Genomic DNA, 11375 nt, shown 5'->3' with positions numbered 1-11375 from the left:
GGAACCTCTAGCCGACAATGCCCGATCACGATAGCGCTAAGCGATGATATCGCTCGATTTGACCACGCGGCTTGTTCACCGCGACGCCCTGATCCTGATCCTCGACAAGCCTGCCGGTCTGCCCGTGCACGCCGGCCCGAAAGGCGGGCCCAATCTCACCGCCATGCTGGAGCAGTTGCGCTTCGGCCTGCCCCGCAATCCGGAACTCGCGCACCGGCTCGACAAGGATACGTCCGGCTGCCTGGTGCTCGGGCGGCATGCCCGGCCTCTGCGCACCCTCAACGAGCTCTTCGCCAAGGGCGGTATCGAGAAGACCTATTGGGCCGTGGTCGAGGGCGGCCCCTCCGAAGAAAGTGGCCTGATCGACATGCCGATCGCCCGGCGTTCGCCCGAACGCGGCTGGTGGATGAAGCCGGCCGAGGATGGACTGCCGGCCCAGACCGATTTTCGCGTGCTAGGCCGGGCCGAGGGGCTTACCTGGCTGGAACTCAAGCCGCGCACCGGGCGCACCCATCAACTACGCCTGCATTGCGCCGCCTCCGGCTTTCCGATCGTCGGCGATCCGATCTATGGCAGCGCGCCGCGCGAGGGCGGCCCGGTGCTGCATCTGCATGCCCGTGGCGTGAGTGTGCCGATCCTGCCCAAGAAACCCGCCGTCAGCGCCGAGGCGGCGCCACCGGACCATATGGGTGAGCACCTTGCGACCCTCGGCTATCGGGGGCCTGTAAGCCCGACGCCGCCCGAACTGGTGCAGCCGGCGGCCGAGCCGGTGCGCCGCCGCGGGCTCAGGCCGAAATAGGTTGCCCACCCGCCAGCTCCGCCAGGATCCAGTCCCGGAAGGCGCGGATCTTGGGTTGGTTGCGGCGGGCTTCGGGATAGACCAGGTAGAAGGAGCGTTCGCTCTCCAGCACCAGCTCGAAGGGCTGGATCAGGCGCCCTTCGGCGAGATCGTCGTCATAGAGGGCGGTGGACAGAATGGCGACCCCCTGTCCCGCCTTGGCCGCCGCGTTGATCACCGCCTGGCTGCTGAGATTGTAGACGAGCTTGGGCATCTCATAGCTGACGCCGGCCGCTTCGAACCATTCGCGCCACCAGTGATCGCCGGGATCGAGAAGGGGCAGGCGCAGAAGATCGGCCGGCGTGTAATGCGGGCCAAGACGAGCGACGAGGCCGCGGCTGAGCATGGGCGTGTAGTCACCGGCAAGCAGGCGGTGTGCCTGCAGTCCGGGCCAGTCCCCGGCGCCGAAAAAGATGGCGAGGTCGGTTTCCTCGCGGGTGAAATCGATGGCTCGGTCGGTCGCCTCGATACGAACCGCCAAGGCGGGATGGGCGAGCTGGAAGGCGCCGATATGGCGGGCAAGCCAACTGGTGGCAAAACTCACCTTGGCGCAGACGGTCAGTACGCCCTCGATGCCACCGCGCGCCGCCGCATAGGCCTCGCCGATCAGGGCGAAGGCGTCCGTGATCGCCGGGGCCAGGCGCTGGCCGGCCACGCTGAGCTCGATCTGGCGTGGCTTGCGCAGAAAGAGCGGGCCGCCGAAGCGCTCCTCCAGGAGCTTGATCTGATAGGAAACGGCAGCCTGGGTCATGCCGAGCTCGCCCGCCGCGCGGGTGAAGCTCAAATGCCGCGCCACGGCCTCGAAGACCCGGATGGCGGTCAGCGGCGGCAAAGCGGTGCTCACGATGCATCAGCTCTCTTTATGGGCCTTGCTTGAGCTTCAATTCGTCATCGCTGCGATTCCATGGAAGAACCATGGGTGAAACGGCGAAATCAAGGCCGGATTGGAGATTTAGCCATGACAATGGCGCAGGTTGTACGCATAGGGCAAGCTTATTTCGAGACTGGCGATCGGGAGCAGGCCGCATCACGGCCGGGGCAGCGATCATGGCTGCGGAGGCGCGGTTTGATTGGCCTCTCCTGCCATTTGCTGCGCGATATCGGGGCCGTCGACATCCGCGAAAAGGCCAGGCCCTGCGAGCCTGCCGCGAGTGCCCGCGATCTGATCGATCGTTACAGGTAAGAGGCAGGCGGACTGGCTGACCGGCCACGATTGTCGCCGGCTGAGCGGGTACCGTGGACCACCGATCGCGCTAGGAGGCGATCGCCTCCTCGGTCTGGCCGGCGACATGGGTGGTCCTGCCGACCTCGTCCAGGATCCAGTCGCGGAAGACGCGGATCTTCGGCAGGTTGCGGCGCGCTTCGGGATAGACCAGATAGAAGGATTGTTCGCCGGCCGTTTCGTCGAAGGGCTGGATCAGCCGCCCTTCAGCAAGGTCCTTCGCCCATAGTGCGCGCGAGAGGATGGCGACACCCTGGCCGTCCAGCGCCGCGGTTCCGACGAAGGCCTGCGAACCGATGCAGGGGATTTCCACCGGGCCGCGATGGTTGCTGCCGAAGCGGTCCTGCCCGCGTGTGATCGCCGGTGCCGTTTGCGCCTGGCCGTGCGTCGAGTTCGTGGGCCGGCGGGCAACCCTGACCCTGTCGAACCAGTCGTCCCACCACGTGTCGCCAGGATCGAGCAAGGGCAGGCGCAGGAGGTCGGCCGGCTGCTTCACGCCGCCGATAGTGGCGGCGAGCTTTGGGCTGAGCATGGGGGAATATTCGCCTGGAAGCAGGCGGTGGCTGCACAGGCCCGGCCAGTCGCCGTCGCCGTGGCGGATCGCGAGATCGATATCGTTGCGCGCGAAGTCGACCGGCTGATTATTGGCGTCGATCCGCACTGCAAGCGCCGGATGGCGGATCTGGAAGGCGCCGACATGGCGGGCCAGCCAGGTCGTGGCGAAGGTGACCGAGGCCGTGACCGTGAGCACACCCTCGGCATCGCCGCGCGCCGAGGCATAGGCCTGGGCGAGCAGGGAAAAGGCCTCGCTCACGGCCGGCGCCAGGCGTTGCCCGGCCTCGGTCAGTTCGACCTGGCGCGGACGGCGCAGGAAAAGCGGGCTGCCGAAGCGCTCCTCGAGCAGCTTGATCTGATAGGAGACAGCGGCCTGGGTCATGGCGAGTTCACTTGCCGCGCGCGTGAAACTCTGGTGCCGGGCCACGGCCTCGAACACCCGGATGGCGGTGAGGGGAGGGAGCGGAAGCGTCATTTGCTATAAGCCTATTTTATGGCTCCAAATCGAGCTTCAATTAGCCACATCTCGCGGGAAATGGGAATATCCCTGTCAGATATTGTTAATTGTCGCTCAGGAGATTTGGCCATGACGGCCGTTCAGTTCCACCACATAGATCTATCTTATTGCAACGCGCGGGAAGACAGGCAGGGCGCCAGGCTTCCTCGGACATCCGTCCGGCGCCGCCTCGTCGGCCTGTTCGGCTTTTCGGATCACCTGCTGCGCGACATCGGCGTGCTCGATGGCCAGCCAGTGAGGGGCAGGCCGACCGAGGCCGCCGCCAGCGCCTACGACCTGATGGACCGCTATCGCTAAGCCTGGGAGCGCGGACGTCCCGCCCGCTTTTCTTTTCCTGCAGTCGTGACGTTTCCAAGGGGGCGGGGGAGGACATCCGCGTTCCCAGGGATTATTCCGCTGCGGGCCTAACCCCGTAGCGGTTCTCGATATAGTCGATCACCAGCTGCTTGAATTCGTCGGCGATGCCGGGGCCGCGCAGAGTCGCGGCCTTCTGGCCGTCGATGAATACCGGCGCCGTCGGTGTCTCGCCGGTGCCGGGCAGGGAGATGCCGATATCGGCATGCTTGCTCTCACCGGGGCCGTTGACGATGCAGCCCATCACCGCGACCTTCAGCGTCTCGACGCCGGGATAGCGCGTCTTCCAGTCGGGCATGGAATCGACGATGAAGCCCTGGATGCTTTGGGCGAGCTCCTGGAACACCGTCGAGGTGGTGCGACCGCAGCCGGGGCAGGCGGCGACCAGCGGCACGAAGGTGCGGATGCCCATCACTTGCAGGATCTCCTGGGAGACCTTGACCTCCTGGGTGCGGTCGCCGCCGGGCTCCGGCGTGAGCGAGACGCGGATGGTGTCGCCGATGCCGGCCTGCAGCAGCGGCGAGAGGGCGGCGGCCGAGGCGACGATGCCTTTCGAACCCATGCCGGCCTCGGTGAGGCCGAGATGCAGGGCATAGTCGGAACGGCTTGCCATCTCGTTGTAGACGGCGATGAGATCCTGCACCGCCGAGACCTTGGCCGAGATGATGATGCGGGACTTGGGCAGGCCCATTTCCACCGCGCGATCGGCCGAGAGCAGGGCTGACTGCACCAGTGCCTCCCAGGTTACGGTGCGGGCATCGACGGGCGCCTCGCTCCTGGCGTTCTCGTCCATCAGATGAGTGAGCAGTTCCTGGTCGAGCGAGCCCCAGTTCGCGCCAATGCGCACCGGCTTGTCATGGCGCATCGCCGTCTCGATGATGGCACCGAACTGGCGGTCGCGCTTGTCCTTGAAGCCGACATTGCCGGGGTTGATGCGGTATTTGTCGAGCGCCTCGGCACAAGCGGGATGGTCGGCCAGCAGCTTGTGGCCGATATAGTGGAAATCTCCGATGATCGGCGTGGTCACGCCGATGCGCATCAGCCTCTCCTTGATGCGCGGTACAGCCGCGGCGGCCTCGTCGCGATCCACCGTGATGCGTACCAGTTCAGATCCGGCGCGAGCCAGGGCGGCGACCTGCCGCACGGTGCCATCGATATCGGCCGTGTCGGTATTGGTCATCGACTGCACGACGATGGGTGCGCCGCCACCGACCGTGACGCCGCCGACATCGACGGGAACGGTAAGGCGACGGGACATCAGGCCAAAGCGCGCATAGGACGGGATCATCGGGCACCGCTGGTTTCGTTTGGGGATGACATGGACCTCACCGGCAGGCGCGTCAAGGTTCGGCACACCGTGGTTTGGAAAACGCAGAGGTTGCGCTCCGCCCGAACCTTTCTACCATCGCATCTTGCAAATGATGTGATGGGTTGATGATGATCGGCGCTGGTGCCACGGCACGCCTGTTCAAATGGTTCGCGGCCAAGCGTATGGAACTGGCCCTGGCCGTGCGCGTCACGGTGGCGGCGGGCCTGACTTTCGTGGCGGTCAAGCTGGTCGATCTTTCCCAGTCGAGCTGGGCGGTGATCACCTCCGTCATCGTCATGCAAGCCAGCCTGGGCGGCTCGGTCAAGGCGGCGATGGACCGGATGGCCGGCACGCTGCTCGGGGCTCTATGGGGCGCGGCGGTGTCGGTGGTGATGCCGCATCATGAGGGCAATGTCGCACTCGGCCTGGCGGTGCTGATGGCCGTGGCGCCGATGGCGGTGGCCTCCGCCCTCAGGCCGAGCTTCCGGGTGGCGCCCATCACGGCGCTGATCGTGCTGATTCCGGCGGGCGGTACGCTGCTGCCGCCCTATGCCTATGCGGCCGAGCGCGTCGCGGAGATCGCGCTCGGCATTATCGTCGGTGTCGGCGTCGCCCTCTTCGTGCTGCCCGCTCGGGCGCAGGGGGCGCTCGCCGCCGCGGCCGCGCGCGTGGCCGATCTCAATGCCGAACTTCTGCTCGCTCTGACGGGCAGCCTCATCGACGGCAAGGGCCGGCCCGAGCTCGCCGGCATCAACAAGCGCATCCGCGCCGGCCTGCGCCAGATCGATGCGGCCGTGGAGGAGACGGTGCGCGAGCGCAGCGCCCATCTCAGCGCCGCCATCGATCCCGAACCCATGGCGCGCACGCTCTACCGCGTCCGGCATGATCTCGTCATCATCGCCCGGGTCTGCGTGCGCGCTCTGCCGGAACGGGTAGCGCCGACCCTGACCGAGCCCCTGGAGGCGATGAGGGACGCGACCGTCGGCCTGCTGCACGGAATCGCCGAAGCCCTGCGGCGCGGCTATCTCGGGCCGGATGCCGTGGGCTTCGACACCAGCCTTACCGCCTATGTCGCCGCCATGGACAAGTTGCGGGCGGCCGGCGTGCTGCGGGAGCTCCAGAGCGAGGAGGTCGGCCGCCTCTACGCCCTGCGCTTCGGTTTCGAGCAACTCGGCCAGGACATCAAGGACCTGGTCGAGCGCAGCAGCGATCTGGCTCGGGAATAGAACGCAGGGCCTGATTCAGCAAACAGGCCCGATGTTCTGGGGTCAGCTCTGTTGCTCGACCGCCGATCGGGCGAGAGCGGCGTCCTGTTCGGGGCTGCCACCCGACACTCCCAGCCCACCGATCAAGGCCCCCTCAGAGTCGAACAGGGGTATCCCACCGCCCATGAGGAGCAGGCCGCCATGGTGGATGTGGTCGAAATGCGGGACTGGCTGGCCGATCTGCAGCGGCGCATTCAGGGCTTCGGTGGGCGCCTGAAACATGACCGAGGTGCGGGCCTTGGCAATGGCGAGTTCGTTCGATGCCAGCCAGGCGCCGTCCATGCGGGAGAACGCCACCAGGTTCGCGCCCTTGTCAAGCACGGCGAAGACCGCCTTCATGCCGGCCTTCTCTGCGGCCGCGCGACCTTGAGACACAACAGACTGCGCGTGGTTGAGCGTGATCTCAGGCATTCTGACTCCACTCGGTTTCCTGCCACTGCTTGGCCGCCTTGATCGTGTCGAGCGGGCGCATGGTGCGATAGAGATGGTCCTCGGCCGGAATGATATTGACCATAGCGTCGATCATCTCCTGGGGATCGTTCTGGTCTGCGAGGGCGCCGGCAAAGTCGGGCATGGGCACGACCGCGCTATCGGCGCGATACCACTGGGTGTGGCTCTCTGCGCCGGTGTCGTTGAAACCGGTGCCGAACACGCCGGGGTTCACGGTCGCGACCTTGATGCCGTAGGGCGCCAGCTCGGCCCTCATCGAGCCGGCGATGGCTTCGATGGCGTGCTTGGTTGCGCAGTAGACGCCGACGAAGGGAATGACGAGGATGCCGCCCATCGAGGAGGTCCACACCACCTTGCCGGATTTGCGCGCCACCATCTTCGGGACGATGCCCTGAGCCAGCTTGAGATGGCCGAAAACGTTGATCTCGAACGATTCTCGCACGCGTTCCATCGGGATGTCGACGACGGAGCCGCTTTCCATCACGCCGGCATTGAGGATGAGGATGTCGGGGTCGTAGCTGGCTGCATGCGCGATATCGATGTCGTCGAGAAGGTTGAGCTTGATGACTTCGAGCTTGACGCCGGCGGCCTCGGCGTCGGCGCGCAAGCCGCGTACTTGGGGCCAGGTTTCGGCGGTCGCGACGACTTGGTACCCCTGGCGGGCGAGCTCGATCGCAGCGCCGCGACCGAAACCGGAACTGGCGCCGGTGATCAGGATTTTCTTTGACATGGTCTTTCCTCCGTTCTCGATGACCGAGATCGGGGCCTACCCTATGGAAGCTTGACTGCTGCAACAATCTCGCCAATTCTTGATGTAGAGATGAGAAATATTCATCAATTGAAGAGCGGCGATCTCCTCGCGCTCACCGTGTTCCTCTCGGTTGCTGCCCATCGCAGCTTCCGGGCGGCAGCGATCGAACTCGATGTGACCCCCTCGGCCGTCAGCCATTCCATCAAGAGCCTGGAACAGCGCCTCGACGTCCGCCTGTTCAACCGTACGACCCGCAGTGTCTCCCTTACCGATGCGGGCGTGCGGCTGGCCGCCACGCTCAGGCCGGCGGTATCCTCGATCGCCGAGGCGCTGCAGGTGGTCGACGATTATCGCGAGATCCCCAGCGGGACGGTGCGGATCAATTCCAGCGAGGGTGCGATCCGCCTCGTGCTGCTGCCGGTGCTGGCGCGCTTCGCCAGGGACTATCCGCAGGTCCATCTCGATATCGTCAGCGACGGCAGGTTGAGCGACGTCGTCGCCGATGGCTTCGATGCCGGTATCAGGCTGGCCGAGGCGGTGCCGCAGGACATGATCGCGGTTCGCCTCACCGAGACCGCACGCTTCGCCGCGGTGGCGTCGCCGGACTATTTCGCGGCCCACGGCCGCCCGGCCGTGCCGCAGGATTTGCATCGCCACGCCTGCATCCGCTTCCGGTTTGAAAGCGGTGCGATCTATCGCTGGGAATTCGAGCGTCACGGCATGACGGAGACGATCAACGTCACCGGTCCCCTCACGTTGACCGACCAGCCCTTGATGGTCGAGGCGGCGATCCAGGGCATCGGCATCGCCTTCGTGCCCGATCATCTGGTAATGGGAGCCCTGGCGGATGGGCGTCTCGAACGTGTTCTCGACGAATGGTGCCCGGCCTTTCCGGGCCTCTGCCTCTATTATCCTGGGCACCGCCACGTCTCGTCCGGGTTGCGCGCGCTGATCGCGGCCATCCGCGCGGGATGACGGCGCATTCGGTTCACAGCCGGCTCGACAGGGCCTCGACGATCCAGCCCCATTCGCTGGCCGCCAATTGGCTGGGAGGATCGCCGCGCAGGATCGCCATCAGTTCCAGATAGCGCCGCGAACGGGCATGGTGCTTGCGATATTGTTCGAGCTGCCAGTCGAGAAAAGCTTGGTCCGGCTCTTTCTTCATCGCTCGGGCCGAGTTCTGCAGCCATGTCTCGGCAATGGCCCGGCCGGTGTCCGAATTCGGCGCGACTCCCTTGGCCATGGCCTCGCGCACCTCGTCGAAAGTCTGGTCCGAGACCTGGCGATAGGCGGCAGGGTCGAAGCCGTCATTCCACAATTGCCGCATGCTGGCCTGCATCTCGCTGATATAGGCCTTGTCGCTGAGGATGCCGGTAAGTTCCGTCCAGGCGTCGATCTGTTCGGGGCTGGGATCGTCGGGCAGGTCCGGGGTGGAGGCCTCGATCATCCTGGCACGCCAGGCCGGGTCCATCCTGGCGCCGGCGCCGACCTCATCGTAGAAATTCTCGATTGCGGTGCGGAACTGGTTCTGGGACAGGGCGGTCACGGTCCACAGTCTCCTCAAATCTTGCGGGGTGGGATCGGCGAGTTTCAGCGTGGCGCGCAAGGCGGCAGCGATGCGGCGCTTGGCCGACAGCTCGGCCTCGATGGCTTCCAGGCGCAGGGCCAGGACATCGGCAAGGCCGAGGCGGCGGGCGAGCAGGCGCGCGATGTCGCCGAGCTTCACGCCGGCATCGCGCAGAGCGAGGATAAGATCGAGCCTGGCCCGGTCCGCCTCCGAATAGACGCGGTAGCCGCTTTCAGCCCGTGCCGTGGGCGGCAGGAGGCCCTTGTCGGAATAGAAGCGGATGCGCCTGACGGCGATGCCGCTCAGCTTGGAAAGTTCGCCGATGGTGTAGGTTCTGTCGCTCATGGCGCGGTTCTACGGGCTCCACCAAGTGGAGAGTCAAGCGGCCCGTTTCCGGAAACTTTCCGGGTGCGCGGACGTCCCGTCCGCTCTTCCTCTGCCTAGAGCCCAGTGCTCCCAAGAGCGGGCCGGACGTTCGCGGTCCCAAAAAGGGCTAACCCTGTGCCTTCGCTCGGCAGTGGCGACAGATGCCGGCGAGTTCGATGACCTGGCCGCGCGGCTGAAAGCCGATGGCGCCGGCGGCTGCGGTGAGCGCCTTGCCGACGGCCTCCGACTCGGCCTCGCCAACTGTGCCGCAGCTCTCGCAGATCAGGAACATCACCACGCTGCCGTCCTTGTGGTCATGGGCGCAGGCGATGAAGGCGTTGCGGCTTTCGATGCGATGGGCAAAGCCCTGTTCGAGCAGGAAGTCGAGCGCGCGGTAGATCGTGATCGGGGCAGGGCGCTTGCCCTCGGCATCCTCCAGCTTCTCGATCAGCTCATAGGCACCGATGGGCTGGTGGGTGGCGGCGAGCGCCTCCAGCACCTGGCGGCGGATCTGGGTCAGCCGGACGCCGCGCTCGGCCGAGAGGCTTTCCGCGCGAGCGAGCACGGTCGAGCTGCAGTGGCTGTGATCATGGCCAGGCTCGGCGAAGACGGGCGTAGAGCCGTCATGGTCATGGCCATCATGGCTATGTCCGCGATGGTCGCGATCGTGGGAGTGGCTGTGTGCCATGGAAACCTCTCCCGCCCTATGTAGCAATGGCGGGGCGCCAATGCCAGTTCTCAAGGGAAAGGGCGCTTTCCCGGGAATGGGGCATTCGCGGGAATGCAGGCATACCGGGATCCCGGGCTAAGGCCTCACAGTGCCATGGCCGCGCACACGGTATTTGAACGAGCAGAGCTGCTCGGCGCCGACAGGGCCGCGGGCATGCATGCGGCCGGTGGCGATACCGATCTCGCCGCCGAAACCGAATTCGCCGCCATCGGCGAACTGGGTTGAGGCATTGTGCAGCACGATGGCCGAATCGACCTCGGTGAGGAAGCGCTGGGCGGCGGCCTCGTCGTCGGTGACGATGGCATCGGTGTGGTGCGAGCCGTAGCGCTCGATATGGGCGAGCGCCGCATCGAGGCCCGAAACCACCTTCACCGAGATGATGGCGTCGAGATATTCGGTGGCCCAGTCGGTGTCGTCGGCCGGCTTCACATGGGGATCGACCGAGAGGGTGCGCGAATCGCCGCGGACCTCGCAGCCGGCCTCCAGCAGGGCCTTGACCAGTGGCTTGAGGAAGACGGGGGCTACGGCCTGGTCGACCAGCAGGGTCTCGGTGGCACCGCACACGCCGGTGCGGCGCATCTTGGCGTTGAGCACGACCTGGATGGCCATGTCGAGCGAAGCGCCGGCATGAACATAGGTGTGGTTGACGCCTTCCAGGTGGGCGAACACCGGCACGCGGGCTTCCGCCTGCACGCGCGAAACCAGGCTCTTGCCGCCGCGCGGTACCAGCACGTCGAGATTGCCGTCAAGCCCGGCCAGCATGGCGCCGACGGCGGAGCGGTCGGCCGTGGGGACCATCTGGATGGCGGCTTCGGGCAATCCGGCAGCCAGCAGGCCGGCTCTCAATGCCTTGGCAATCTCGGCACAGGTGCGGAAGCTCTCCGAGCCGCCGCGCAGGATCGAGGCATTGCCTGCCTTCAGGCAGAGTGCGCCGGCATCGGCCAGCACATTGGGACGGCTCTCGAAGATCACGCCGACGACGCCGAGTGGCGTCGAGACACGCTCGAATTCCAGGCCGTTCGGCCGCGTCCATCTCGCCAGGACATGGCCGACGGGATCGGGCTGGGCAGCGACTTCACGGATGGCCGCGGCAATGCCGGCGATGCGCTTCTCGTCGAGGGTGAGGCGATCGACATAGGAAGCGATCTGGCCGCGCGCGAGCGCATCGGCGACATCCAACGCATTGGCGGCCAGGATGGCGGCCTCATTGGCGAGGATCGCCCTGGCCATCGCCTCGAGCGCGGCATTCTTGGCTGGGGCCGGGGCGAGCGCCAGGATCCGCGCGGCCGATCGAGCCGCCTGTCCCACTTTGCGCATGACGGCAATGACGTTGCCGTCGTCCATTCCCCGGTTTTCGTCGGGCATGGTTCACCCTGTCAGTTTGGAAAGATCAGGTTGACGTGGTTAGGCCGGATCGGGGTTCGTTGCAAGGCTGTTGGGGGGCCGGTCTT

12 protein-coding genes are annotated in these 11375 nt (G+C 66.0%); 4 read left to right on the top strand and 8 right to left on the bottom strand.

Going from position 1 to position 11375, the window contains the following annotated elements; genetic code table 11:
- The first annotated feature begins 43 nt into the window (after nucleotides 1-43).
- Entirely contained in the window at nucleotides 44-799 is a 756-nt protein-coding gene (locus ACZYTC_RS16030; protein ID WP_488990058.1) for an RluA family pseudouridine synthase, read from the top strand.
- On the opposite strand, the gene ACZYTC_RS16025 is transcribed toward ACZYTC_RS16030, so the two are convergent.
- Nucleotides 786-1682 carry a LysR substrate-binding domain-containing protein gene (locus ACZYTC_RS16025; RefSeq protein WP_488990057.1) on the bottom strand — a complete coding sequence of 299 codons (897 nt, stop codon included), beginning with the start codon at nucleotides 1680-1682 and terminating at the stop codon, nucleotides 786-788. The genes ACZYTC_RS16030 and ACZYTC_RS16025 overlap by 14 nt on opposite strands.
- Nucleotides 1683-2091: 409 nt before the next feature.
- A complete protein-coding gene (locus ACZYTC_RS16020) occupies nucleotides 2092-3090 on the bottom strand; it encodes a LysR substrate-binding domain-containing protein (RefSeq protein ID WP_434959500.1) in 999 nt (332 codons plus the stop codon).
- 111 nt (nucleotides 3091-3201) lie between these two features.
- On the opposite strand from ACZYTC_RS16020, the gene ACZYTC_RS16015 reads away from it, so the two are divergent.
- A complete protein-coding gene (locus ACZYTC_RS16015; protein WP_434959501.1) occupies nucleotides 3202-3429 on the top strand; it encodes a hypothetical protein in 228 nt (75 codons plus the stop codon).
- Nucleotides 3430-3520: 91 nt separating this feature from the next.
- On the opposite strand, the gene ispG is transcribed toward ACZYTC_RS16015, so the two are convergent.
- Nucleotides 3521-4774: a flavodoxin-dependent (E)-4-hydroxy-3-methylbut-2-enyl-diphosphate synthase gene (gene ispG / locus ACZYTC_RS16010; protein ID WP_434959502.1), complete on the bottom strand. Its 1254-nt coding sequence runs from the start codon at nucleotides 4772-4774 to the stop codon at nucleotides 3521-3523.
- Nucleotides 4775-4920: 146 nt separating this feature from the next.
- Between ispG and ACZYTC_RS16005 the strand changes: the two genes are divergently transcribed.
- Nucleotides 4921-6021 carry an FUSC family protein gene (locus tag ACZYTC_RS16005; protein WP_488990056.1) on the top strand — a complete coding sequence of 367 codons (1101 nt, stop codon included), beginning with the start codon at nucleotides 4921-4923 and terminating at the stop codon, nucleotides 6019-6021.
- A 42-nt stretch (nucleotides 6022-6063) separates the two neighbouring features.
- On the opposite strand, the gene ACZYTC_RS16000 is transcribed toward ACZYTC_RS16005, so the two are convergent.
- Together ACZYTC_RS16000 and ACZYTC_RS15995 are read right to left on the bottom strand one after the other, a co-directional pair.
- Complete coding sequence (locus ACZYTC_RS16000) at nucleotides 6064-6471, bottom strand: GlcG/HbpS family heme-binding protein (protein WP_488990055.1); 408 nt, start codon at nucleotides 6469-6471, stop codon at nucleotides 6064-6066.
- Complete coding sequence (locus ACZYTC_RS15995; RefSeq protein WP_488990054.1) at nucleotides 6464-7240, bottom strand: SDR family oxidoreductase; 777 nt, start codon at nucleotides 7238-7240, stop codon at nucleotides 6464-6466. The genes ACZYTC_RS16000 and ACZYTC_RS15995 overlap by 8 nt, the downstream gene beginning before the upstream one ends.
- Before the next feature lie 90 nt (nucleotides 7241-7330).
- Here ACZYTC_RS15995 and ACZYTC_RS15990 point away from each other — a divergent pair, with 90 nt between their 5' ends.
- Entirely contained in the window at nucleotides 7331-8236 is a 906-nt protein-coding gene (locus ACZYTC_RS15990) for a LysR family transcriptional regulator (RefSeq protein WP_441773325.1), read from the top strand.
- A 13-nt stretch (nucleotides 8237-8249) separates the two neighbouring features.
- Here ACZYTC_RS15990 and ACZYTC_RS15985 read toward each other — a convergent pair whose 3' ends face one another.
- The 3 genes from ACZYTC_RS15985 to ACZYTC_RS15975 form a co-directional block, all read right to left on the bottom strand.
- Nucleotides 8250-9173: a MerR family transcriptional regulator gene (locus ACZYTC_RS15985; RefSeq protein ID WP_488990053.1), complete on the bottom strand. Its 924-nt coding sequence runs from the start codon at nucleotides 9171-9173 to the stop codon at nucleotides 8250-8252.
- A gap of 148 nt (nucleotides 9174-9321) precedes the next feature.
- Nucleotides 9322-9882 (bottom strand): transcriptional repressor, encoded by a 561-nt coding sequence (locus tag ACZYTC_RS15980; RefSeq protein WP_488990052.1) that lies wholly within the window; start codon nucleotides 9880-9882, stop codon nucleotides 9322-9324.
- Between the two features lie 117 nt (nucleotides 9883-9999).
- Complete coding sequence (locus ACZYTC_RS15975) at nucleotides 10000-11289, bottom strand: glutamate-5-semialdehyde dehydrogenase (RefSeq protein WP_488990051.1); 1290 nt, start codon at nucleotides 11287-11289, stop codon at nucleotides 10000-10002.
- Nucleotides 11290-11375 lie beyond the last annotated feature (86 nt).

It is taken from the genome of Labrys sp. F242, assembly GCF_057813875.1.
The sequence above is the reverse complement of the archived record's forward strand: the minus strand, read 5'-3'. Positions and strand labels throughout refer to the sequence as shown.

Excerpts from the sequence above, each read along its gene's own strand:
- ACZYTC_RS16000 (WP_488990055.1), bottom strand. The coding sequence starts at position 6,471 with ATGCCTGAGATCACGCTCAACCACGCGCAGTCTGTTGTGTCTCAAGGT.
- ACZYTC_RS16015 (WP_434959501.1), top strand. The coding sequence starts at position 3,202 with ATGACGGCCGTTCAGTTCCACCACATAGATCTATCTTATTGCAACGCG.
- ACZYTC_RS16005 (WP_488990056.1), top strand. The coding sequence starts at position 4,921 with ATGATGATCGGCGCTGGTGCCACGGCACGCCTGTTCAAATGGTTCGCG.
- ACZYTC_RS15975 (WP_488990051.1), bottom strand. The coding sequence starts at position 11,289 with ATGCCCGACGAAAACCGGGGAATGGACGACGGCAACGTCATTGCCGTC.
- ispG (WP_434959502.1), bottom strand. The coding sequence starts at position 4,774 with ATGATCCCGTCCTATGCGCGCTTTGGCCTGATGTCCCGTCGCCTTACC.
- ACZYTC_RS15990 (WP_441773325.1), top strand. The coding sequence starts at position 7,331 with ATGAGAAATATTCATCAATTGAAGAGCGGCGATCTCCTCGCGCTCACC.
- ACZYTC_RS15995 (WP_488990054.1), bottom strand. The coding sequence starts at position 7,240 with ATGTCAAAGAAAATCCTGATCACCGGCGCCAGTTCCGGTTTCGGTCGC.
- ACZYTC_RS15985 (WP_488990053.1), bottom strand. The coding sequence starts at position 9,173 with ATGAGCGACAGAACCTACACCATCGGCGAACTTTCCAAGCTGAGCGGC.
- ACZYTC_RS16030 (WP_488990058.1), top strand. The coding sequence starts at position 44 with ATGATATCGCTCGATTTGACCACGCGGCTTGTTCACCGCGACGCCCTG.
- ACZYTC_RS15980 (WP_488990052.1), bottom strand. The coding sequence starts at position 9,882 with ATGGCACACAGCCACTCCCACGATCGCGACCATCGCGGACATAGCCAT.
- ACZYTC_RS16020 (WP_434959500.1), bottom strand. The coding sequence starts at position 3,090 with ATGACGCTTCCGCTCCCTCCCCTCACCGCCATCCGGGTGTTCGAGGCC.